Genomic DNA, 22,341 nt, shown 5'->3' with positions numbered 1-22,341 from the left:
AAGCGCCCAGTTATAGGGCGCTTTTTACAATGTCATAAAGCCTTTGCGGCATCGTATCAAATGTATTCCAGCGAACGGCTTGCTCATAGTTGTTCAGTGCGGCCGCCTTTCTTTCACCTGCATTTGATCCATAGTATTCCACCTGTTTGATCAAATCATCCTCATCTTTGTAAAAAGCAAAGCTTGAAAAAGCAGGCGGCGGAGGTAGATCCGTCAATTGAAAACTTCCAGTTGCAGCAATGTCAAATGCTCTGTTATTGAGGCTCATATTTTGAATCATGGCTTTGTTTTTGTTAAACGCAAATTGAGCCGGCCTATGCGGATTCAGGACAATTGCTGTCTGCTGATAGATGTCCGTCATTTGCTGAGGACTCAGCCAATTCGTTATCAGTGTGAAATCACGATAATGTCTCCGTGATTTATTTAAGTGACGGTGCCATTCCTTACCTGCAACAAGAATACGCCATTTGTTTTGCTGCAAGAGTGTATCGATGGCTTTGATGCGGTTGGGATAAGGGTAGCCAATGAGTGCAATGTCATACGTGCACATCTCTTCTGGCGATTCATTTTTCTGAAAGACACGTGTATTTGCCGGAATGGGAAAGTAGTGCGTATGATCAGCGCCTAATTGTTTATAAAATGGCAAAACCCCTTCATCAATCGTCAATATAAGCTGAGCTTCATGTACGCAAGCAGCTGACACATCTGTATAAAAGGGATCTTCTGTCATCCAAAGAACAATCGGGATTTTTTCTTGTTTGAATTGATGAAGCACATCTTTCGGAACATGATCACCGATCATCATCAAAACAAAATCCGGAGAAAATGTCCGGATTTTGTGCATGTTAGTGGGTAGAGATTCTCTATCAATCTTTACACATGAAAAGGGGGAATCAATGAAGCTTTCTTCTACCCATTGATCAAACATGTGATAGATTCCGCCGTAGCCAGAACTGATATAAAGAAGCTTCATGATGATCCTCTCACATTAAGATGTGAATGTAACACTTTCAACTTTATCTACATCTAATAGAGTCGTTGCTGAGCCTGTAGGTGTGACAGAGCTTTCTTGTGTAACAAATACAACACCTGTTGAAGCATCGAATGATACAAATTGAACTGGCCCAATTAAATCTCCTGAGTCAGTGACAATGCTAATGACTGTTCCTGGTGCAAGTCTTGCAAAGATCCATCTTGCTGGCTGAGATACATCGAGTGTTGTAGCAGAATCTGAAGGTGATGCCTCAGCTGCCACTTCACTTAATAAATCGTTCAATTTTTCTTCCATTTGAACTCCTCCTTCTTCGAGATTAGCTGTTAATGCATGAGTAATTGGTTTGAAAAACACTTTCAATAGTTCCTTTTTTAATTCAGCACGCTTTTCGCTCATTTTTTCCCCATCCTTTCTTCATCAATTCAAACTCACCCCTATGTATATGCCGTTTATTTTTTTTGGCATAAGCAGAACGCTGATTCCTGATCTTTTTTTCATTTAATCACTTCACACATTTTTAAAAATGTTTTCAAATGCTGAGGCTAAATGAAGTGACGCTCATACTCTAGTAAAGATTAAATGTGAAGAGAGAGGGATTATGAATGGAATTTGAACAATTATTAGATGGTTGGAACGAAGAATTACTAGAGTCGGAAGGAGTGCTTGAAGTTATCTTGATTTTACTTCTTCTTCGTCTTTTAGAAGAAAGTGGGGAAGAGAATGTGTCAGACATCAAAGAATTACTTCGTCCATGGCTTGAGCTTGGCATTCCAGTGCCGCGTGTTCATTTAGTCAATGGAGATGTACTTCAAAACGTGGTTGTCGTGCAATTGTTTGATACGGTTGCAGTCTTTAAAAACGCGACAAATCAGCTAAGAGTGAGTGTTCCTTATGTGAACATTGTCAGCTGGGGGGCTTTTTAATCTAATCAAAAAGGATAATGATCATGAAAGTATCGGTGATTTTAACAAGCTACAATAAACCAGATTTCATTGATCGTGTGCTAAAGAGTATGGTAGATCAAACGTATCCGCATTGGGAGCTTTTGATTATGGATGATGGCTCAGAAGAGGGTACCATTCAAAAGATCCAGCCCTATTTAAGTGATGAACGCATTCAGCTGTATTCGCACACAGTTCATCCGGCAAAACGGCTGTTAACTGCACGATATGCGACGCTTATTAATGAAGCATTAACCCGTATAACAGGTGAGCTCATTTGTTATTTAACCGATGATACCATGTACCATCAAGATCGTTTGCTTAAAATGGTGGATGTTTTTCGGTCGAAGCCTCACATAGATATTTTGTATTCCTCGCAGCGGGTCGTGCATGTTGATCAGCATTTAGTGGAAACGATGAGTTTTATTCGAGAAGCAGATCAAATCTTAGAGCATGCGTCCTTTCAAGTGGACCATTGTTCGGTCATGCACAGAAGCTGCTTGCTTCCACTGATCCATGAAAAATACGGACAATATTGGGATGATGAGCCAAAGCACTGGCATCATGCAGATTCTGTATTTTGGATGAGGCTGAATCATTTCGCTGCGTTTTTTCCATTAAAAGATGTACTGGATACAACGTATAAAACGCCTCATTCCTTTCATCATCTGTTTTCGAGTATGCCGTATGATTTAATTGACGGAACGGTCATTGAAAAAGAAGGAGATTATTATCAAATCGCAGACGGGAAACTTCATGGAATTGAAAAACGCTGGATCAATGAAAAGAACAGGCGTGCGATCCGTGTTCCGCTGTTATGTGAGATGAAATATGAAATGAAAGAGAAGCTGGCAGTACCCAATTATACAGTTGTCACCGCAGATAATGGGAAAACGTTCTTTTATATTGAAGATCAGAAAAAAAGACGGTTTGCTTCAAAACGTGACGTGCAATATTTTCAGTTTCACCCAAAGGAGATCTATACGATTTCAAATGATCAGCTCCAAGCATTTGAGGATGGAAGCATCATTCAAGCTTCTCCGGTTTTCAGTCCGCCAAACAGGCGCCTGTTTAAATGGAAACAAGATGTTTATTTACTTGTGCATCATACCTTTTGCCGAATTGATCCTGAGATCGTGAAGCGATTTGCTTTTTATCATCAGCCGATTAAGCTGTACCCATCCCAATTTACGTTTTTTCAGGAAGGAAAGCCGATTGTGCCGCTGTATAGGGAATCGCTGCAAGAATTCGATATGTCTCTTTATCAAACATCCGGACGAAAGCACTCCTCATAAGAGGGGTGCTTTTTTCGCAATGATTGCAGGAAGTAGAAAGGAAAAAGCGAAACATGAAAAGGACAGGAACCTTTAAGAAACGATCAAGCCGCTGAAAACTTGGCAATTGATGCCGGTTTTTTGGCACTGAAAGTGAGGGGGAAAGAATGGGGAAGGTTGTCGAAAGAGCAGATTGGTTTGAATTGATTTTAGAAGCTATTGATGAAGCCATTCACGTTGTAGATGATCGAGGGATGACGATTTTTTACAATCATAATGCCGCTAAGTTTGACTTTTTACAAAAAGAAGAGGTGATTGGCAAGTACATCCTTGATGTGTATCCCTCTTTAACTGAAAAAACAAGTACGCTCATGCATGTGTTGCGAACAGGAAAGCCCATTTATCATTCGCTGCAAACCTATTTGAATAAAAATGGAGAAAGGATTGAAACAGTGAACACGACATTGCCTATTATCGAAGATAACGAGTTAATAGGCGCGGTCGAAGTCGCAAAAGATGTTTCAAAGCTGTCAGCCCTTTCCAATCGTTTAGGTCAAAAAAAGCGGACACAAGATGCGGCTGAGGCCATACAAATGCATGATTTTGCTTCATTTTTAACAAATGATCCGCTTTTAAAAGAAATGCTTGAAAGGGCAAAAAAAGCAGCTGCTTATCCATCATCAGTTGTTGTCTACGGGGAAACAGGGACAGGAAAAGAAGTGCTCGTTCAAGCCATTGTCCATGAATCTGATCGAAAAAATCAAGTGTTCATTCCGCAAAACTGCGCAGCACTCCCAGAGTCGTTACTTGAGAGCCTATTGTTCGGATCTGTCAAAGGGAGCTATACGGGTGCAATTGATCGTAAGGGGCTCTTTGAATTAGCTGATGGAGGCACACTTTTTCTTGATGAGCTGCAAGCGATGCCGCTCACGCTGCAGACGAAATTATTACGTGTGTTAGAGGATGGCGTTGTCCGCCGCATCGGTGATGCAAAGTCCATTCAAGTGGATGTTCGGCTCATTACTGCGCTCAATATGGACCCATTCGAAGCAGTGAAAAAGCAAATTTTAAGAGAAGATTTATTTTATAGACTGCATGTATCATCTTTTCATATCCCGCCGCTTCGTGAAAGAAAGCAAGATATCACGCTGCTATCCCGCCACTTCATTCAAACCTATCATCAGCAGTTTTCAAAAAACGTTACACGCCTTTCAGAAGAAACGGAACGATTGTTTATGGCGCACCACTGGCCTGGTAATGTCAGAGAATTAAAACATACAATAGAACATGCTGTGTTGATGATGCCAAAGGAAGCGGAAGAGATCATCCCTTTATACCTTCCGGCTCATTTACGTGAGCAAAAGCTGGAAAAAGAAACATCTGAATCCTCCTTAAAAAATCAAGTGTCTTCATTTGAACAAACGTTGATTCAAGAAGCTTTACATCAGCATAATGGGAATATTAAAAAAACCGCCGCTGCTTTAAAAATCCCTCGACAAACGCTGCAATATAAATTAAAGAAATATGCAGATGCCGAAATATAGGCACAACATCCAATTGAATATGACGGGTAAAAGCTCCTTTTGTAAAGAATAGGGGCATTTTCCCATGTTGGCACATAACTTGCATAGTATAAAGTGAATGCTGATAGGGGGAATGGATATGAATCAGAAATTGTATGAACCGGCACGTCACTGGAAGGACATTGAGCTTTGGAAGGATGTACCTGAGGAAAAGTGGAACGACTGGATTTGGCAGCTGACGCATACCGTGAAAACGCTTGAGGATTTAGAAAAAATCGTAAACTTAACAGAAGAGGAACGAGAAGGGGTGAAGATTTCCACCAAAACCATTCCACTCAACATTACACCCTACTATGCCTCACTGATGAATCCAGACGATCCAAGATGTCCAATACGTATGCAATCTGTGCCAATTGCAGAAGAGCTTCATAAAACAAAATATGATCTGGAAGACCCGCTGCATGAAGATGAGGACTCACCTGTCCCAGGGCTCACGCACCGATATCCAGATCGTGTGCTGTTTCTTGTGACAAATCAGTGCTCCATGTACTGCCGTTATTGTACGAGAAGACGTTTTTCCGGCCAGATTGGTATGGGTGTGCCGAAAAAGCAGTTAGATGCTGCAATTGGATATATTAGAGAAACACCTGAGGTGCGGGATGTGTTAATTTCTGGCGGAGATGGGCTTTTAATCAATGATCAAGTGCTTGAATACATTTTGAAAAACTTACGAGATATTCCGCACGTTGAGATCATTCGGATTGGAACCCGCGCGCCGGTTGTCTTTCCGCAGCGTATTACAGATGAGCTGTGCGAGATTTTGAAAAAATATCACCCAGTTTGGCTGAACACCCATTTCAATACAAGTATTGAAATCACAAAAGAAGCAAAAGAAGCGTGCGAACGTCTTGTGAATGCCGGCGTGCCTGTAGGGAATCAGGCCGTCATCCTTGCAGGTATTAACGACAGTGTGCCGATTATGAAGAAGCTGATGCACGATCTTGTGAAGATTCGGGTCAGACCATATTATATTTATCAATGTGATTTATCTGAGGGCATTGGCCACTTTAGAACGCCGGTATCAAAAGGGCTTGAAATCATTGAAGGCTTAAGAGGACATACGAGTGGTTATGCAGTACCAAGCTTTGTAGTAGATGCGCCAGGAGGCGGAGGGAAAATTGCTTTACAGCCAAATTATTTATTATCGCAAAGCCCTGACAAAGTCGTCCTTCGTAACTTTGAAGGTGTCATCACCTCTTATCCAGAACCAGAGCATTACGTCGCAGGCCAGGCAGATGCGTATTTTAATGAAATTTATGAAGAGAAACAAGAACCGGCAATTGGTATTACCGCACTATTAGAGGATGAAGCGAGATCGTTTACGCCTGAGAATTTAAGCCGAATGAAACGTAGAGAAGCATATGAGACAAATCCTGAGCACGACACACTTAAAAACAAACGTGAAAAACGAGATGAATTAAAAGAGAAGAAATATCAAGCGCAGCTCAAAAAAGAACAAACCGTAAAGGAGGAGAAATAGCCTTGCTGACATGTGATTGGTGTGAGGAAAACAAAGCAAATGCGGAGCAGACAACAGTCTATTGGGAACTGATCACGGGCACACAATCAATTGAAATCATCGAAACGCCGTCCATTTCCTGCACGCACTGCGGGATGACCTATCAAAAAGATGAGACGGTCAAAGAGATTGAAGATCAATTAATTTTAGTGGATCAGACAAAACTTCCAGAAAAAATCTCCTATGAAGAATTAATGAGCATGGAGCGGTTATTAAAGCGAAATTACTTTGACTTTTCATCATAAGTTGTACCTCTGCCTATACAAGTCATCAAATTGCTGTATAATATAACAACAAAATAGTGTGTCGCGGAGGGAAAAACAGGTGAAGTCGTTTTACCATTATTTAATGAAGTTCAGACATCCAAAACCGAAAGATGAAATCAGTCATTTCGCAAATGCTGCGTACGAGGATCACAGCTTTCCTAAAGCTTCCACAGATTATCATGAGCTGTGCGCTTATTTAGAATTAAATGGTGATTATTTAAGCTCAATGACAACATTTGACGAAGCGTTTGAGCAATACGAAGTAGAAGTCAAAAAAAAATAACACGCAACCGCTTATCCGAATGGAGAAGCGGTTTTTTCACGAGAAATAAAATGGCGTTTTGCATGGTGTGGTTGCCCATGCAGAATTCCTTGCGCCGGCATACGATACGTTAAGACCAAAAGTCGGGCAAGGGGGAGACAGAATGAAGGCGAAAGCACCAAAATATCAAGTAGGGGATATTGTCGTCGTTGTCATGTACGGCACAGTCGGAACGATTACAAAAGTCCATCAAATTGACCAGCACTATTTATATGAGGTCAATCATAATGAGGTGCTTTATTTTGAAACATCACTTCAGCTTTACGATGAGTATAGCGGAGTGATTGTCGATACAGAAAAGCTGGACATTGAATATGAGTTCCTCATTGGCGATGTTGTATATGTAAAAGATTACGGAAAAGAGCTATTTAAAATCATCGGTCATCGGACTGAAATTTGGCGCTACCTTGAAGATGGTTGGGAAGATGTCATTTACGAACTCACGAGGCTGAAAGACGGAGAGTGGCTGGAAACAGAAGAGGAAGATTTAACGCTTGTCCTAAGAAAATATGAGATGGACCAGTTTGTTCATCAGCTTCTTTTTGTGCATTACGTCGGAGAAACCTCAAAAGAGTTAGAAGAAGATATGGTCCAAACGGCTCTATTGCAGCTGGAAGAGAAACAAGAAAGCGAATCTTCACTTGAATTTCTGGCTGTATCTATAGTGGATGAGCTTCTTGATATTTATAACGATTATAAAATTCTCTATGAATTTTTCAAAGATCCAGAATATAAGGATATGATGGATTTTATTTTGGAAAGTTTACACGAACATTTTGGTTAAAGAAAGACTTGTCCTAACACGAATAAAAAATAAGGCACACAGAAAAATGCAATCACATAAAACCATCCCCTCAAGATACGGCCCATCACCTGATCAAAAGTTTCTCCATCTAATATGCTTAACCATTTCATTGCCTCAAGCCCCTTTTCTTTTTGTTTACTGCATTTATATGTATGGAATGAGCCATTATGACAAACTGTAATAAAAAACAGCCGGCGTTCATACATCATAAAAAAGGAGGCGGAATGCAATGAAAGAAGCAGATTTGGTGATTGATACAGAGGAAATTGCGGAGTTCTTCTACGTGGAGCTGATCAAAAGAGGGTACATACCTGCTGAGCTTGAAACATTTGAGCTGGCTGACATTACATTTGAATATATGCTGAAAAAAGCAATGATAGTTGAAGAAGAGGCGTGGTAGGTACTATACTTTGAAGAGATTCTGAAGAGAGAGGGAGGGGAATCTTTCGCGTGTACATCCTATATCTTTTCATTTTATTTGGCGCCATTGCTGCGCTCATGGTATCTGGGGCTTTTCAAGATTTGGACAACCAGATCATCTTATGGTTTGAAAGCATCAGACTCCCTTTTTTAAATGATGTCATGCTGGCTTTGACGGACTTAGGCATCAGCGCGCTGCTCGTTCCAATCATGCTCATTTTTAGTGTGGTCTTGTTTATGTATAAGCGCTACTACTCTATCATGATGCTCTTTCTACTATATCTCACAGAAAAAACAATCAATCATGAATTAAAGGGGCTGTTTGCTAGAGAGCGTCCGGCCTTTGATCACCTTGTAGGTGAAACGTATTACAGCTTTCCGAGCGGACATTCGATGAATGCAGCCACCATCTACCCTTTTATGGCTTATCTATTAGTTGAAATGATCCCATGGCTGAAAGAAAGACAAAAAATCGTCTATTTGATCACAGGGCTTTTCGTTCTGGCCATTGGCATCAGCCGGATGTATATCGGGGTGCATTATTTGACAGATGTTGCAGGAGGCTTTGCGATAGGACTCGCTTTATTTCTCATTTGTAAAGAGATTGACGAAAGATTGCCTGTCATTCGACAAAAATAGAAGAAGGAAATTGACAGATCCCAGCCAATTTTATATAAAAGGGGAGGGATTTGAATGCAATTGACGTTGAGATTTTTTCAAAAGAAACCTTCAGCATTTCACTTAACCATTTATCAGACACCTGAATATGGCGCTGCAAGCGGGCATCTGCCTGTGTACCGGACAAAGATTGGCGGCAGAACACACCTTGATGTACTGGAAAAAGCATTCTCGACATTTAATGTACATGATACAGTCCCTAATGATTACAATGCGCGGTTTATCACAACAGGTGATATTGTTGTGATTGATGATAAGAAAAAGGGGAAGTGCTATTATCAGCTCTCTCCGGCAGGGTGGAAACGCAGTGAACGAATGATGACGATAAGTTAAATAGATGATTGATGATGCCAGCTTGAGATTCAGCTGGTATTTTCTTTTTTTAGCTCAATCGTTTATAATAAATAGGATAAAATACATAGTAAACGTAAGTGGAGGCTAAAAAATGAGTGTACATATTGGAGCAGAAAAAGGACAAATTGCAGAAACGGTATTGCTGCCAGGCGATCCGCTTCGTGCGAAATATATTGCAGATACATATTTAGAAGATGTTGAGTGCTATAACGAAGTGCGCGGAATGTATGGCTACACTGGAACCTATAAAGGGAAACGTGTTTCTGTACAGGGCACTGGAATGGGCGTACCGTCTATTTCAATTTATGTGAATGAACTCATTCAAAGCTATGATGTTCAAAACTTAATTCGCGTTGGATCTTGCGGAGCCATCAAAAGAGATGTTCATGTACGTGACGTCATTTTAGCCCAGACATCATCAACAGATTCACAAATGAATCGTGTGGCATTTGGACCGATTGATTATGCGCCATGTGCTGATTTTGGCCTGCTCAAGAAAGCCTACGACACAGCAGAAGCAAAAAATGTCGCTGTACGTGTCGGAAATGTATTTACAGCAGACCAATTTTACAATGAAAAACCACTTGAGCTCATGGCTCAATATGGTATCCTAGCGATCGAAATGGAGACAACCGCTCTTTATTCTCTTGCAGCAAAATTTGATCGAAAAGCGTTATCAATTTTGACTGTGAGTGATCATGTTCTAACAGGAGAAGAAACAACGGCTGAAGAGCGTCAAACAACGTTTGATGAAATGATCTTAATTGCGCTAGACTCCGTTTTATAATAGTATAAAGGGTGTGCTACAATGTAGCGCATCTTTATTTTTTTAGAAGAGCAAAAGGAAGGTATGTCATGAAGAAAAGCTACAAAATACTCTCAATCGCATCGATTCTTGGTTTGACAGCCGCGCTATCAGGCTGCCAGTTGCTGGATCAAAAAAGCGGTACATCTGAATCAAACAAAACAAACGAACAAAAAAACGCAGCAAGTTCATCTCCCCAGCACAACTCAAACGATAAGGCAGATTCATCGAATCAAGAGCTGACGTTAAAGAGTGAATATTTCAATGACATCAAGGTTGTGAGTGGTCTGAAAACCATTCAAAATCCTGAAAATGTGCTAGCACTTGTCAACAAAGAATATGCATTACCAGGAACCTATAAACCTTCTGATCTCGTTGTACCAAAAGTAGAATTCTCTTTTTCGGAAGATATTGAAAAGCGATATATCCGCAAAGAAGCAGCGGAAGCGCTTGAGAAGTTATTCAAAGGTGCAAAAAAGGAAAACTTCGAGCTTGCTGCAGTATCTGGCTATCGCTCCTATGACCGTCAAAAAGTCATTTTTGATAGTGAGGTCAAATTAAAAGGCAAAGAAAAAGCACAAGAAGCAGTCGCTTTACCAGGCGAAAGTGAACATCAAACAGGTTTAGCCATGGACATTTCCTCAAAAAGTGCCGGTTTTGAGATCTCTGAAAAGTTTGGTGAAACACCAGATGGCAAATGGGTGGCTAAAAACGCCTATAAATATGGCTTTATCATCCGTTATCCAAAAGGAAAAGAAGACATTACGAAATACGAATATGAGCCGTGGCATCTGCGCTATGTGGGAAAAGAAGCCGCAAAAGCGATGCATGATCATGATTTAACATTTGAAGAATACATGAACAAAGTAAAGAAAATCTAAACAAGTTAAAGGCCTCCCAGCTATTCGGGAGGCCTTCTCTTATTCTTCTTTTAAAAAAAGAACAATCCTGCTAATGCGAAGCCGGTAATGAAACCGAGGCCGATGCCATACGCTGCACCCCAGCCATAATATCCGCCCCAATAGCCAAAGCCAAAGCCTCCGCGAGACCCGCCGACTGGACGAATATAAACTTTGCGGTTTGTCACACGCTCAATGCGTCCGACGTGTACTCTGCCATTACGGTCAGTAATTCTAGCGACTTTCCCCATGTGCTGCTGACAAAGCTTGTAGTAGCGCTCCATGTTTTTCCTCCTTATGACAAACTCTTTTCACTCTTATCCTATGCGAGAGACTTCATAGAGTTTGGACAAAACATATAGGAGATTCGCTCATTTTATACGGTACATTCAAATAGAATGTGGCTTAGCTGCTTTCGGTGTGCTTGAATGAGATCATAGTGTGTTTGCAGTGTCTCGTAAAGAGAAGGCGGTATGTGTTCAGATAATTCCATCTCTGTCGGTTCCTCCTGCACCATATGTTCATCGAATGAAAGAATCTGAATGTCACGGAAGCCTGCTGCTGTTAACTGCTCCTTCCATTCTTCAAGCGACAAGAGCGAGTGAAAGCCGTAAAAATTTCGAACAGCTGCCAGCTCTTCAGGCGTAAGAGGGGCTTTTAACACAGCTTCATTTGCAATCAGTTGACTGCCAGGAGCAAGCACACGTTTGATTTCAGCTAGTGCATCAGGCAGTTTGGTAAAGCTTAAAACAGATTCACTGATGAGTAGAGAGAACGCTTGATCTGGAAAGGGCAGCTGCTCAATGGATGCCTCTAAAGCACGGATCGGCAGTTCCTCCCGTTTGAATCGCAGGTTCGCCTTTTCAATCATCAATGGATGCGTATCAATGGCCTCCACCTGATAACCAATATTTCCTAAATAGGCGGCGGTCTGTCCTGTACCGCATCCAGCGTCCAGTATTCGTGCATGAGGCGGCAGTTTTATATGCTCAATCATCGTTTTTGTTAACTCAATTCCGCCAGGATGGGCACCTGATACGCCAAAATAAGCAAGCATTTCTACATAATCACTCATATAATCCCTTCTTTCCTTATCCTGTTCCTCTCTAAAGATTATGCAATAGAGGGGCAAATGGCTTATCTTTTCAAATAGAAGTTGATCCTTTGGTTGACGGATGAAGCCTCGTCCTTGATAATAATGAAAGGAGATAAAGGTGGTGTTTTTTTGAAAAAACAAATGAAGTTCGTGGTAGCCATTCTGGTGACTGCTGCACTGTCCTCAGCGATTACATTTGTGATCACAAAACAAGGTGCTGTCAGCGTCTCAGGAGACGAGAAGTTTAGTAAACTCATGGCTGCGTATACGAAGGTAAAGGATGAGTATTACGAAAAAACGGATGATCAAAAACTAGTAGATGGTGCGATCCAAGGAATGATTGCATCACTTGATGATCCATACTCTACATATATGGATCAGGAGGAAGCCGAAGGATTTAACAATACCATTTCTTCTTCATTTGAAGGAATTGGTGCACAAGTAGAAGAGAAGGATGGACAAATTTTAATTGTCGCGCCGATTAAAGGCTCTCCTGCTGAAAAAGCTGGTTTGAAACCGCATGATCATATTTTAAAAGTGGATGGAAAAAGCACCAAAGGAATGTCGGTCAATAAAGCAGTCTCTCTCATTAGAGGGAAAAAAGGAACGGATGTTAAGCTGCATCTTAACCGTCAAGGAGTCGGCAATGTAGATGTGACCATCACAAGAGACACGATTCCACTTGAAACGGTGTATGCAAAACTCACAAAAGACAAAATAGGAGAAATCCAAATTACGTCCTTTGCTGAAACCACATCGAAAGAGCTGGATAAAGCAATTGATGACCTTGAGAAAAAAGGGGCAAAAGGTTTTGTCATTGACCTGAGAGATAATCCAGGCGGCATCATGACAGAAGCCATTGAAATGAGCAATGACTTTATTGATAAAGGGAAAGTCATCATGCAGGTTGAAGAAAAAGGGAAGAAACAAGTGTACAAGGCTGAAAAAGAACGCAAAGTCCATCAGCCGGTAGTTGTCCTTGTAAATGGCGGTTCAGCCAGCGCTGCTGAAATCATGGCGGCGGCTCTGCACCAATCTTCAGGCATTCAAATTGTGGGTGAAAAGACGTTTGGCAAAGGAACTGTTCAAAATGCGCAAAACTATAATGATGGTTCTAGTGTCAAGTTAACCATTGCAAAATGGCTGACACCAGACGGTTCTTGGATTCACAAAAAAGGTATCGAACCACAGGTGAAAGCAGCTCTCCCAAGTTATGCAAAGCTGCCGTACTTAAGCCCGAAAAAATCATATGAGCTAAATGACAATGGAGATGAAGTCAAAGCAGCTCAAAAAATGTTCCAAGCGCTTGGCTACAAAGCAAAAGCAAACGGTGAGTACGATGAAGCATTCCAGTCTATCGTCAAAAGCTTCCAAACAGACAACGATCTTAAATCAGACGGTATTCTGACAGGAGATACAACGAACGTTCTGATGACAAAGATCCAAGATAAGCTAAAGAACAACGATACACAAATGAAAAAAGCCATTGAAGTCTTGAAAAAAGAAATGAAATAAAAAAAGCAGTCCTCATCAGGGGACTGCTTTTTCTTATCCTTACACTTCGTTTATGAGCGCTTCTTTTTTTTCATGATCCTTTTCAAATAGATCATTCATGACAGAATTGGATGTGACCTTCTTTTGGAAGAATGGATTCAAGATCAAGATAACGACGACGTTTGCTAGTAAACCAAGAAAACCTTCATAAAGGCCGAACGTGACTTGTGAGATATTCGCTGTAAAGGTAACGATGATTCCAATGACTAACCCGGCAATCGTTGCTTCTCTCGATTGTTTTTTCCAGAACAAGCTGATGGCAATAGCTGGGAAGATTTGAACCATTCCTGAAACACCAATGAGCTGAAGCGTGACAAGTGCAGTTGGGAACAGCATCCCGAATAAAAGAGCGAGTCCGATGACGATAAACACCATCGAACGTGTAATGATGGTCAATCTTTTAGGTGACACATTCGGATGAATTAAGTCACGGTATAAATTATTGGCAAATAAATTTGATGCGCCAATGGCCATGATGGAGCATGGAATGAGGGAAGCCAGTGCAATCGTTGAATAAGCGAGCCCCTGCATCACGCCGCCATATGATGTTTGAATTAAATGAAGAAGAGCAAATCTTGGATTTGTATCTTCTGGTAAGACTAAAAAAGCAATAAATCCAAGGAAGATGACCAAAATCAATACAATATTATAAAGAGGCAAAAACATGCTGTTTTTACGGATGGCATCTGCGCTTTTGGCTGTAAAAACCCCAGTTGCGGCGTGTGCCCACATAAACAAAGCAAGAGCAGAAACGCCTGAAGCAGTAATGAACCATAAAATTCCCTTAGGACCGCTTTCAGGGATGGTTAGAAGCTGAGGTGCTTCTTTGGCTAACGTGTTCATCATCGGTGTCCAGCCGTTAAAATGAATAATTGGCAGTGAAACGACCATAAACAGCATGATCACCCAAACGAGAATATCCTTAATAATGGCTGTATATGTAGGACCTTTAATACCACTAAAAAATGTATAAAGTGCGACTAAAATAAATGAAATAATAACTACTGCATTCACATTAATATAATTAGTTCCAGCGACAGTTAACGTATCTTGAATTCCGCTCAGCTGAAGACAAATATAAGGAATCAGCATAAGTACTCCAACAATCGCAATCAAACTGGATAACAGCTTGCTGTCAAACCGCTCACGTGCATAATCGGCAAGTGTTGTAAGGTTGTGATTTTTCGCAACAGTCCATAGTTTCGGTAAAAAGAAATAAGCAATAAAATAAGCTAGGACGGAATAAGGAATAGCGAAAAAAGCGACGCTTCCAGCTGTATAAGCTGTACTTGTAAGCCCTAAAAAGGTATAAGCTGTATATAAGTCTGCGCCAACGAGGAACCAGACGAGCAGTCCGCCAAATTTTCTTCCGCCGACAGACCATTCTTCTACTGACTGTCTTGATGATTTGTCACGACCAGCGGCAAATCCGATGACCACGACGATGAGAATAATACTTGCAGTAATCAATAAAGCTGTTAAATTTCCTTGCATTAGTCAGTTCCTCCATTTGAATGTTGCATCTTATAAATGATAAATGTGCAAATTGGTGTGAGTACAATCCATAGCAAGAGCCAGAAGTGGAAAAAGGGCAGGCCGATGACAAATGGATGAATGCGATTTGCAAAAGGCAGCAATGCGAGCTGTCCGATGAATGGAATCGCGATAAGTAGTGCCAGCATCAATTTTTTGTTCATGATTTCCTCCTGAATATTTTGTAATTTCATAATAATAGCAGTTGTCAGATTAGATCACAAGACCATTTTCAGAAAAAACAATCATTTTGGTGAATATCATACTAATATAACGCTTTCATTCTTCAAAAAGGAGAAAGAGTGAAGATGTAAAGAGGGGGAGGTGAAAGAAAGTATGTAGAAATAATATTTAAAGCAAATAAAAAAGCCCCAGCATAAAGGCTGAGGCTTTTCCAATTTTTAAAGGAAATCAGATACTTCTTCGATGTCGAAACGATTGCTTTTATGAGCTTCTTTCGCTGCTTTACCAACTGAAATCAGCATAACCGGCTCGTAGCGGCCGCTTACATTGAATTCTTTGATGTACGCGTCTTTACTGAAACCACCCATTGCACATGTATCATAGCCCATTGCTTTTGCCGCAATCATTAATTGCATAGCAGCTAATGAAGCATTTGAATACGCTGCTTCGCGTGCATATTGCTCGCTTTGGTATGCGCCATTGATTTGAGTCATCAATGTTTCTTTAATGTCTTCAGTAATGAAGCCTTGTTCTGCCAGCTCACTGTAGATTTTTTCGCCGTTTTGGTTAGCTTCAAGGTCACCTAGAACTGCAATAACAGCTGATGCCTGTGATACTTGCTTTTGGTTGTAAGCGATTGGAAGTAATTTTGCTTTTGCTTCAGCACTATGGAAAACAGTGAAATGCCAATGCTGAAGGTTCCAAGCAGATGGTGCTTTTGTTGTGATTTCAAGAAGCTCTGTTAACTCTTCTTTTGTCATTTCATGAGAAGTATCATACTCTTTTACTGAAGCTCTTTGTTTTAAGATATCAATTGTTTTTTGATCGGTCGCCATATGGATATTTCCTCCCGTTTTTGCAAATAATATGATACAATAACTAAAAAGTGAGAAACTTACTTATTGTAACTAGAGATATTTTAAATTGTACACCGTTAGTTTGTCAAACAATCATGAAAAGAAAGGCTGAAATTTATGGAATTTCAATTATGTCCACACATTCAGCAAGCTTTTTTACTCCTAGGCAAAAGGTGGAACGGTCTCATTATACATGTATTGCTTGATGGACCAAAGCGTTTTAAAGACCTCACAGACACGATCCCGTCGATCAGTCAAAAAATGCTCGCAGAGCGCTTAAAAGAGCTCGAGCAAGAAGGGATTATAGAGCGGACCGTCCTGCCTGAGACGCCTGTCAAAGTCATTTACAGTTTAACTGAAAAAGGGAATGCGTTACATGATGTGTTTCATGAGGTATCTCGGTGGGCAGGGGAGTATACAGACTCTCACGGGAAAAAGGAGCAAGCCTAGTTTCAGGTTTGCCCAAACATTTTGACTCCTGATGAATATGCTGATGTTAGGCACATGACAAAGGAGGAGAAATGCATGTACCCTCATACTCCGTATTTTCGAGGCGGCGCCCCTGGCATTCCGCCATATGAATCCAGAGTCCCTTTGTTTTTTGGTTTTGGCGCTCCTTTAGTCGGCGGACTGCTTGGCGGATTTCTAGGAAGTGCGATTTTTAATTATCCCCGTCCATATTACCCGCCGCCACCACCGCCTGCTCCACCACCTTATGGCGGCGGATATCCACCATATTATTAAGGAAAAAAGAGTAAGCCTGCTTCCGTTCTTAAAGCAGGCTTTTTATAATGGAATATCAATTTCAGAAATTCCTGGATCATCATGCTTTAAAAACATAATTTCCAATATACCATCTTGATACGACGCCTTCGTTCCTTTTCGTTTCACAGCAGCAGGGAGGACGACTTTCTTCTGCGTCCCTTCTTCAGGAAAATGATCAATAAACAGCAGATTGGCTGTATGTTTGATTTTGACTTTTTCTGTGTTCGGACGAGCAATTTCAATTTTGACAAACACATGATCAGTCGTTTCGAACACTTCGACTTCTGGCTCTTTTTCTTTTTCGGCATCAGTTTCTCTCGTTTTTTGATTTTGAGAAAGGGGGTCCTGAAATGGGAACTGAGCAGGATAATTGGAGCCGAATACACTTTCCATGACTTGATTGACATACTGCTCAACGTCTTTAGGATCTGAATTCTTTAAGGCTTCTTTTGAGAACTGCTTTTGAAAAGGGAATAATCGGTTCCAGTCGAACATGTGAATCATCCTTTCTAAATGCCCTGAATTAGTATATGCCCATTCGCCTGCGTGCGTGCTATAATATACGTTAGATTTAGAAAGGGATGGTTACATTGAACGAACAGCAATCAAAAGGTGTTCTCTACACGGCAGCATCTTTTACACTCTGGGGTTTATTCCCGTTATATTGGAAGCTGATGGAGCATATTTCGTCAGGCGAAATTTTAGCGCACAGAATTTTATGGTCATTTGTGTTTATGTGCGGTATTCTTTTGTATTTAAAACAAGTCCGCCCAGCAATGCAGACAGTGAAGGGTCTCATACTGGATGGTAAAGCATTTTTTTCATTACTTTTATCTGCTATTTTAATTTCGGTCAACTGGTATGTTTACATTTGGGCAGTCAATCATGGTCTTATGCTAGAAGCAAGTTTAGGGTACTATATTAATCCGCTTGTATCCGTTCTATTAGGCATTATTTTCTTAAAAGAACGACTAAATAAATGGCAAACCATTGCTATCCTCATTGCCGCATTTGGTGTTATCCTTTCAACAGTTCAATACGGGTCATTTCCTGTCGTTGCTTTCTTATTAGCCCTTAGCTTCGGCTTTTATGGTTTGATCAAAAAAAGGATGAGCTTCACGAGCGCGATTGGTTTGACGATTGAAACGCTGCTTCTCGCACCGGCTGCACTTGTGTACTTATTATTTTTCTTAAAAGAACCTGTTGTGACTATGAATCCTAACAGCTTCGGGTCGCTCGGTCTCTTATTTTTTGCAGGCGTTTTTACAGCTGTGCCGCTTCTTTTATTCTCAGAAGGCGCAAAAAGAATTCCACTTTATCAAGTGGGCATTTTGCAATACATTGCACCGACAATTACGCTGTTTTTAGGGCTGTTTGTCTATCACGAACACTTAACCGCAGCTAAAATTGTGACGTTCCTTTGTATTTGGGTGGCGATTTTACTGTTTACCACCTCTCAAATACGCATGAAAAAAACAGCGAATTCTCATTAAGCCAAACGAGCAGTTTGCTTTTTTTTGCAGGCGGATCATGTCATAATAAGTTGTTACCAAAACTGTAGAGGTGATCATATGTCGTCAGCTCATGAGCTTGCAGCCGCCTATCAATCTTTATGGAAAAATCGTCAGCTTGATGTTGATGATATGTCTTCTTTACACGAGGCCATATGTGATGATTTACTTGATGCACGAACTCATCCGAGAGTGAGGAAATCATTACACCAAAAGTATGTGCTTGCTGTGGAGAGAATTTTAGAAAGTGAGCTTAAGCATGATCATCAGCTGCAGCTGATCAGCTTACATACGAAAAAGCTGCGAGAATTAATTCAAAATGAAGGAAGGAACCACTCATGAAACCAATTCAAACGGAAGATGTCACAGCACATCTTGAATCGTTTTTAAATCGTCCAGTCTTCGTTCATCTTGAAACGACAACTGGTTCTTATTCAGCTCATGTAAATGAACAAAATATGACGGTTGTTGCGTATATCCGCAACGCGAAAGTCGTCTATTCACAGGCGAAAATAAAAGGACAAGGTCCATACCGTGTTGGAATGAAAACAGAAGATGGCTGGATTTACGCAGAAGGATTAACCGATTATGTGTTTGATGACCAAGGCCGCCTGCTATTAGCTGGACACTTGCCAGACGGCAAACTAGCGATCTCATTACAAATTAGTGAAACACCATTTCAGGTGTAGAAGAAAGGGTGACAAGTCATGAACGAACATGTACTAGTGATGCTGCCTCACCCCGATGATGAATCTTTTGGGGTTGCTGGTCTCATTGCACAAAGCAGAAAACGTGGAATTCCCGTCACATATGCATGCGGGACACTTGGGGAAATGGGCAGAAATATGGGAAGCCCAACATATGCGAACCGTGAAACACTTCCTGAATTAAGAAAACAGGAATTAATCAATGCCTGCAAAGAAATGGATATCACAGACTTACGTATGCTTGGACTGCGTGATAAAACATTGGAATTTGAAGACGACGAGTATTTGGCAGATGTGATGGAAACCATCATTGATGAAGTCAAACCGACACTCATTGTGACGTTTTATCCAGGACACGGTGTACACCCTGATCATGATGCGACAGGTGAAGCTGTGATTCGTGCTCTATACCGCAAGAAAAAAGAAGACCGTCCTGTCACATACTGCATGGCCATTACGAAGAATAGAGAAGAAGTGCTTGGACATGCGGATATTGTGATTGATATTACAGATGTTGCAGATATCAAATTAAATGCACTGAGAGCGCATAGAACGCAAACAGAGGGCATGCTGAGAGAGCTTGAACAAAAGCTCAAAAACAAAGAACCAGTTGTCCAAAAATGGTTTGATGAAGAAATTTTCTGGACGTATCAATGGAATGACTAAACAAAAAAGCAGCTGAACTATGTCAGCTGCTTTTTTGTGTTGTATTTAGTGATACGATACATGCCTGAGTTGACGTTTTTGAATCAATCTGAGACGAATAAAGAGGACGATGGCACCTGCGGCAAGCCCGGCAATCAGTCCGATCCAATAACCAAACGCCCCAAATGAGGTATATGTGCCAATGAGATAACCGGCAGGAAGACCGATGACCCAGTAAGAGACAAAAGCAGCAATGAGCGTATAATTCACATCTTTATAGCCGCGCAGAGCCCCTTGAATGGGTGCAGCAATCGCATCTGACAGCTGGAAAAAGATCGCGTAAATCAAAAAGTGCTGTGTCATTTGTAAAACAGCTGATTCAGCTGTATATAAACCAGCGATCTCTGGTCTGAATAGCAAGATGAGGGCCGCCGTACATAATGAGAATAATACCGCCGTTCCAATGCCGATATAGCTGTAGCTTTGCGCGTCTTTATACCTCTTAGCCCCCGCTTCAAACCCAACAACGATCGTTAAAGCCATTGAGATACTAAGCGGTAAAATATAAAGAATAGAAGCAAAGTTCATCGCTGCTTGGTGACTGGCGATAGTAATGGTATCAAAGTGCCCCATTAATAGCGTCACTGCTGCAAAGATACTCGTTTCAAAAAAGATCGCAAACCCGATAGGAAGGCCAATTTTCAGTATTTGCCCTATACGGGAGATATTCATTCGAGGCAGTTTTTGAAACAAACGAAATGAGGCAAATGGTTCTGCTTTAATGACAATACAAATACTCATGATGAAAATCGCCCAATACGTCATTGCAGATGCAAGACCGGCACCCGCACCGCCAAGCTTTGGAAAGCCCAAATTCCCAAAAATAAATACGTAATTTAAAACAAAGTTAATAGGAAGTGCTGTGAGCGTGATGAACATTGTCACACGTGTTTTCCCTAATGCATCAATAAATGACCGTAGCACCGAATAACCAAACAGCGGGAGGATGCCAAAAGCAAGAAAGCTGAGAAAATGCCGCGCAATATCCTCTACAGAGTGCTCGAGTCCAAGTCCTCCTAGTATGTAAGGAACGCTGATCGTACCAATCACAATCACAGCGATACTTAAAAGAAAGGACAAATAGATCGCCTGAAAGACAGCCCGGGGAACATCTTCTTTATGCCCAGCGCCCATCAGCTGAGCCACAATCGGAGTAACGGCCATCAAAATCCCGGCAAGTCCCGTATAAACAGGTGTCCAAATACTAGAACCGATCGCAACACCCGCAAGGTCTTCTGCACTCACTTTTCCAGACATCACCGTATCTAAAAAGGTAATAAGCGAAAGACCTGCTTGGGTAATTAAAATCGGAATCAAAATGGTTAAAAATAGTGTCAGCTTTGCTCGAATGCTATTCGTTTCTCTCATTATAAGTTCCTCTCTGAACAGAAATAACGAGAGGAATTATACCACGCTATGTAAAAAAATCAATTCTCCGTCGGATTATTTTTCTTAGATGGCTTCGTTTTTTTAAACATTTGGGCATAAATAAAAGAAAGACTGACAACACCTAAAATGCTGCAAGCATATTGGATGATTTTCTGAATGGTCATATTAAGCTCACCTCCATACAAATAGAATGTGCACAATTTGCTATTTTATAACAACAAGCGAAAGAAGGAGGGAAAAGTCAGATGATCCATCGGACGAACGAAGAAGTGATATTTAAAGCCGGGATGAGAACACATTTGATGAACATTACAAAGGATGCAAGTGACATCATTGATTCTCTTGATGAAACAGAGCAGTGTTTACTTTGTGATCTCGAAGCATTGCATGATCAGTTTAATGAAATGCATGCAGAGGCCTCGTCGTTTTATTTACAAGCGTATATGGAAGAATTTACACCAGGATTTGCTCAATTTTCTTTAGCCATTGAGAATTTATCAAAACAAAAGCATGGAGCACTCATTGTGATCCAAAGACGCGATGAGGTTGAGGATTTTATTCAAAAAGGGACAAACCTTCATGCGAAAATTAGTGCTTCCTTAATAGAAAGCATTTTCTATCCGGGAAATCCACTGCATGACGGTGCTCTTTTAGTCAAAGAAAATACACTTGTCTCTGCTGCAAATGTGCTGCCGCTTACATCAAAAAAAGTGAGTCCTTCGCTTGGCACAAGGCACAGGGCAGCGATCGGACTCTCTGGTATGACCGATGCACTTGTTCTTGTCGTGTCAGAAGAAACGGGAAAAATGTCGTTTGCGAAAGAAGGCGTGCTTTACCCGCTTACCGTAAAAGATCCGGAAATAAGAAAATAATAACGAACGCTGCATTCTTCATTCGGAAGGATGCTTTTTTATTTGCGGAGAAAAATCAGCCAATTAAGTAAAAAGTCATTTGATACAGAAAAATTTGTCATGTAGAATAGAACTATGAAACTAGCAGCGTGCTTGTTTTGACAAATTTCTAAACGTCAACTTAAAAATTCCTTAAAAAATGTTTATAAATACAACAAACAGCCGATAGAAACGATATGGCTTTGTTTTAGCATTTTGAGTTGGCTGCTTTAGCCTATTTGTTATTGCCCAACGTCTTCATGTCGAGTAATATAATAGAAATAAAGATAA

31 protein-coding genes are annotated in these 22,341 nt (G+C 40.9%); 20 read left to right on the top strand and 11 right to left on the bottom strand.

Translation table 11 applies throughout. The features are described from left to right. Window positions 1–10: 10 nt before the first annotated feature. Both MHH65_RS09750 and MHH65_RS09745 read right to left on the bottom strand, forming a co-directional pair. Window positions 11–973 (bottom strand): DUF3880 domain-containing protein, encoded by a 963-nt coding sequence (locus MHH65_RS09750; RefSeq protein WP_098677485.1) that lies wholly within the window; start codon window positions 971–973, stop codon window positions 11–13. 15 nt (window positions 974–988) lie between these two features. Then, entirely contained in the window at window positions 989–1,390 is a 402-nt protein-coding gene (locus MHH65_RS09745) for a hypothetical protein (protein WP_024422714.1), read from the bottom strand. Between the two features lie 206 nt (window positions 1,391–1,596). Between MHH65_RS09745 and cgeC the strand changes: the two genes are divergently transcribed. The 7 genes from cgeC (at window position 1,597) to MHH65_RS09710 (ending at window position 7,683) form a co-directional block, all read left to right on the top strand. Then, window positions 1,597–1,917: a spore maturation protein CgeC gene (cgeC, locus tag MHH65_RS09740; RefSeq protein ID WP_024422713.1), complete on the top strand. Its 321-nt coding sequence runs from the start codon at window positions 1,597–1,599 to the stop codon at window positions 1,915–1,917. Between the two features lie 17 nt (window positions 1,918–1,934). After that, window positions 1,935–3,230: a glycosyltransferase family A protein gene (locus tag MHH65_RS09735; RefSeq protein WP_335351024.1), complete on the top strand. Its 1,296-nt coding sequence runs from the start codon at window positions 1,935–1,937 to the stop codon at window positions 3,228–3,230. A 146-nt stretch (window positions 3,231–3,376) separates the two neighbouring features. Then, window positions 3,377–4,753, top strand: a complete 1,377-nt coding sequence (locus MHH65_RS09730; RefSeq protein ID WP_268413992.1) for a sigma 54-interacting transcriptional regulator — start codon at window positions 3,377–3,379, stop codon at window positions 4,751–4,753. 118 nt (window positions 4,754–4,871) lie between these two features. Next, window positions 4,872–6,272, top strand: a complete 1,401-nt coding sequence (gene ablA / locus MHH65_RS09725) for a lysine 2,3-aminomutase (protein WP_034280543.1) — start codon at window positions 4,872–4,874, stop codon at window positions 6,270–6,272. A gap of 2 nt (window positions 6,273–6,274) precedes the next feature. Then, the gene (locus MHH65_RS09720; protein ID WP_012010281.1) at window positions 6,275–6,556 is read left to right on the top strand and encodes a YokU family protein; all 282 of its coding nucleotides are present in this window, start codon (window positions 6,275–6,277) and stop codon (window positions 6,554–6,556) included. A 79-nt stretch (window positions 6,557–6,635) separates the two neighbouring features. After that, a complete protein-coding gene (locus tag MHH65_RS09715) occupies window positions 6,636–6,860 on the top strand; it encodes a YozE family protein (RefSeq protein ID WP_024422709.1) in 225 nt (74 codons plus the stop codon). A gap of 142 nt (window positions 6,861–7,002) precedes the next feature. Next, window positions 7,003–7,683: a hypothetical protein gene (locus MHH65_RS09710; protein ID WP_024422708.1), complete on the top strand. Its 681-nt coding sequence runs from the start codon at window positions 7,003–7,005 to the stop codon at window positions 7,681–7,683. Here MHH65_RS09710 and MHH65_RS09705 read toward each other — a convergent pair. After that, window positions 7,680–7,814, bottom strand: a complete 135-nt coding sequence (locus MHH65_RS09705) for a hypothetical protein (RefSeq protein ID WP_255290989.1) — start codon at window positions 7,812–7,814, stop codon at window positions 7,680–7,682. The two genes, MHH65_RS09710 and MHH65_RS09705, sit on opposite strands and share 4 nt — an antisense overlap. Before the next feature lie 119 nt (window positions 7,815–7,933). On the opposite strand from MHH65_RS09705, the gene MHH65_RS09700 reads away from it, so the two are divergent. The 5 genes from MHH65_RS09700 to MHH65_RS09680 all read left to right on the top strand — a co-directional run bounded on the left by MHH65_RS09700 (window position 7,934) and on the right by MHH65_RS09680 (window position 10,842). Next, window positions 7,934–8,104, top strand: a complete 171-nt coding sequence (locus MHH65_RS09700) for a YozD family protein (RefSeq protein ID WP_065214722.1) — start codon at window positions 7,934–7,936, stop codon at window positions 8,102–8,104. 50 nt (window positions 8,105–8,154) lie between these two features. Further along, window positions 8,155–8,763: a phosphatase PAP2 family protein gene (locus MHH65_RS09695; RefSeq protein ID WP_335351023.1), complete on the top strand. Its 609-nt coding sequence runs from the start codon at window positions 8,155–8,157 to the stop codon at window positions 8,761–8,763. A 54-nt stretch (window positions 8,764–8,817) separates the two neighbouring features. Beyond that, window positions 8,818–9,135: a hypothetical protein gene (locus MHH65_RS09690; protein WP_034280548.1), complete on the top strand. Its 318-nt coding sequence runs from the start codon at window positions 8,818–8,820 to the stop codon at window positions 9,133–9,135. A gap of 112 nt (window positions 9,136–9,247) precedes the next feature. Then, window positions 9,248–9,943: a purine-nucleoside phosphorylase gene (gene deoD / locus MHH65_RS09685; RefSeq protein WP_024428319.1), complete on the top strand. Its 696-nt coding sequence runs from the start codon at window positions 9,248–9,250 to the stop codon at window positions 9,941–9,943. Window positions 9,944–10,011: 68 nt separating this feature from the next. Continuing rightward, a complete protein-coding gene (locus tag MHH65_RS09680; RefSeq protein WP_024422705.1) occupies window positions 10,012–10,842 on the top strand; it encodes a M15 family metallopeptidase in 831 nt (276 codons plus the stop codon). Between the two features lie 50 nt (window positions 10,843–10,892). Here MHH65_RS09680 and MHH65_RS09675 read toward each other — a convergent pair whose 3' ends face one another. Together MHH65_RS09675 and MHH65_RS09670 are read right to left on the bottom strand one after the other, a co-directional pair. After that, on the bottom strand, window positions 10,893–11,144 hold the full coding sequence (locus tag MHH65_RS09675) for a hypothetical protein (protein WP_024422704.1): 252 nt from the start codon (window positions 11,142–11,144) through the stop codon (window positions 10,893–10,895). A 92-nt stretch (window positions 11,145–11,236) separates the two neighbouring features. Further along, complete coding sequence (locus MHH65_RS09670) at window positions 11,237–11,935, bottom strand: class I SAM-dependent methyltransferase (protein WP_024422703.1); 699 nt, start codon at window positions 11,933–11,935, stop codon at window positions 11,237–11,239. A gap of 150 nt (window positions 11,936–12,085) precedes the next feature. Here MHH65_RS09670 and MHH65_RS09665 point away from each other — a divergent pair, with 150 nt between their 5' ends. Further along, the gene (locus MHH65_RS09665; RefSeq protein WP_268413995.1) at window positions 12,086–13,471 is read left to right on the top strand and encodes a S41 family peptidase; all 1,386 of its coding nucleotides are present in this window, start codon (window positions 12,086–12,088) and stop codon (window positions 13,469–13,471) included. 39 nt (window positions 13,472–13,510) lie between these two features. Here the strand turns inward: MHH65_RS09665 and MHH65_RS09660 are convergent, their stop codons facing one another. From MHH65_RS09660 to MHH65_RS09650, 3 genes are all read right to left on the bottom strand, one after another. After that, the gene (locus tag MHH65_RS09660; RefSeq protein ID WP_335351022.1) at window positions 13,511–15,004 is read right to left on the bottom strand and encodes a sodium:solute symporter; all 1,494 of its coding nucleotides are present in this window, start codon (window positions 15,002–15,004) and stop codon (window positions 13,511–13,513) included. Then, window positions 15,004–15,207 (bottom strand): DUF3311 domain-containing protein, encoded by a 204-nt coding sequence (locus MHH65_RS09655; RefSeq protein ID WP_024422700.1) that lies wholly within the window; start codon window positions 15,205–15,207, stop codon window positions 15,004–15,006. The genes MHH65_RS09660 and MHH65_RS09655 overlap by 1 nt, the downstream gene beginning before the upstream one ends. Before the next feature lie 237 nt (window positions 15,208–15,444). Beyond that, a complete protein-coding gene (locus MHH65_RS09650; RefSeq protein WP_024428323.1) occupies window positions 15,445–16,062 on the bottom strand; it encodes a nitroreductase family protein in 618 nt (205 codons plus the stop codon). Between the two features lie 138 nt (window positions 16,063–16,200). Here MHH65_RS09650 and MHH65_RS09645 point away from each other — a divergent pair, with 138 nt between their 5' ends. Both MHH65_RS09645 and MHH65_RS09640 read left to right on the top strand, forming a co-directional pair. After that, window positions 16,201–16,533, top strand: coding sequence for a winged helix-turn-helix transcriptional regulator (locus MHH65_RS09645; RefSeq protein WP_024428324.1), 333 nt, complete (start codon window positions 16,201–16,203; stop codon window positions 16,531–16,533). 75 nt (window positions 16,534–16,608) lie between these two features. Then, entirely contained in the window at window positions 16,609–16,827 is a 219-nt protein-coding gene (locus tag MHH65_RS09640) for a hypothetical protein (protein ID WP_024422697.1), read from the top strand. A 42-nt stretch (window positions 16,828–16,869) separates the two neighbouring features. Here MHH65_RS09640 and MHH65_RS09635 read toward each other — a convergent pair whose 3' ends face one another. Continuing rightward, window positions 16,870–17,343 carry an Hsp20/alpha crystallin family protein gene (locus tag MHH65_RS09635; RefSeq protein ID WP_041109502.1) on the bottom strand — a complete coding sequence of 158 codons (474 nt, stop codon included), beginning with the start codon at window positions 17,341–17,343 and terminating at the stop codon, window positions 16,870–16,872. Between the two features lie 86 nt (window positions 17,344–17,429). Here MHH65_RS09635 and rarD point away from each other — a divergent pair, with 86 nt between their 5' ends. The 4 genes from rarD (at window position 17,430) to bshB2 (ending at window position 19,732) form a co-directional block, all read left to right on the top strand. Then, window positions 17,430–18,341 carry an EamA family transporter RarD gene (gene rarD / locus MHH65_RS09630; protein WP_268413997.1) on the top strand — a complete coding sequence of 304 codons (912 nt, stop codon included), beginning with the start codon at window positions 17,430–17,432 and terminating at the stop codon, window positions 18,339–18,341. Between the two features lie 78 nt (window positions 18,342–18,419). Next, entirely contained in the window at window positions 18,420–18,701 is a 282-nt protein-coding gene (locus MHH65_RS09625; protein WP_133744119.1) for a hypothetical protein, read from the top strand. Further along, window positions 18,698–19,048, top strand: a complete 351-nt coding sequence (locus tag MHH65_RS09620) for a YojF family protein (RefSeq protein ID WP_008359999.1) — start codon at window positions 18,698–18,700, stop codon at window positions 19,046–19,048. Before MHH65_RS09625 ends, MHH65_RS09620 begins: the two co-directional genes overlap by 4 nt. 18 nt (window positions 19,049–19,066) lie before the next feature. Then, a complete protein-coding gene (gene bshB2 / locus MHH65_RS09615; RefSeq protein ID WP_024422693.1) occupies window positions 19,067–19,732 on the top strand; it encodes a bacillithiol biosynthesis deacetylase BshB2 in 666 nt (221 codons plus the stop codon). A 45-nt stretch (window positions 19,733–19,777) separates the two neighbouring features. Here bshB2 and MHH65_RS09610 read toward each other — a convergent pair whose 3' ends face one another. Both MHH65_RS09610 and MHH65_RS09605 read right to left on the bottom strand, forming a co-directional pair. Beyond that, complete coding sequence (locus tag MHH65_RS09610; protein WP_335351021.1) at window positions 19,778–21,139, bottom strand: MATE family efflux transporter; 1,362 nt, start codon at window positions 21,137–21,139, stop codon at window positions 19,778–19,780. 59 nt (window positions 21,140–21,198) lie between these two features. Next, window positions 21,199–21,324 carry a hypothetical protein gene (locus MHH65_RS09605; RefSeq protein ID WP_008359993.1) on the bottom strand — a complete coding sequence of 42 codons (126 nt, stop codon included), beginning with the start codon at window positions 21,322–21,324 and terminating at the stop codon, window positions 21,199–21,201. Window positions 21,325–21,405: 81 nt separating this feature from the next. Between MHH65_RS09605 and cdaS the strand changes: the two genes are divergently transcribed. Further along, a complete protein-coding gene (gene cdaS, locus MHH65_RS09600) occupies window positions 21,406–22,032 on the top strand; it encodes a sporulation-specific diadenylate cyclase CdaS (RefSeq protein ID WP_120208096.1) in 627 nt (208 codons plus the stop codon). Window positions 22,033–22,341 lie beyond the last annotated feature (309 nt).

Source organism: Bacillus sp. FSL L8-0654, from assembly GCF_038629965.1.
Taxonomy (GTDB): domain Bacteria; phylum Bacillota; class Bacilli; order Bacillales; family Bacillaceae; genus Bacillus; species Bacillus safensis.
The sequence above is the reverse complement of the archived record's forward strand: the minus strand, read 5'-3'. Positions and strand labels throughout refer to the sequence as shown.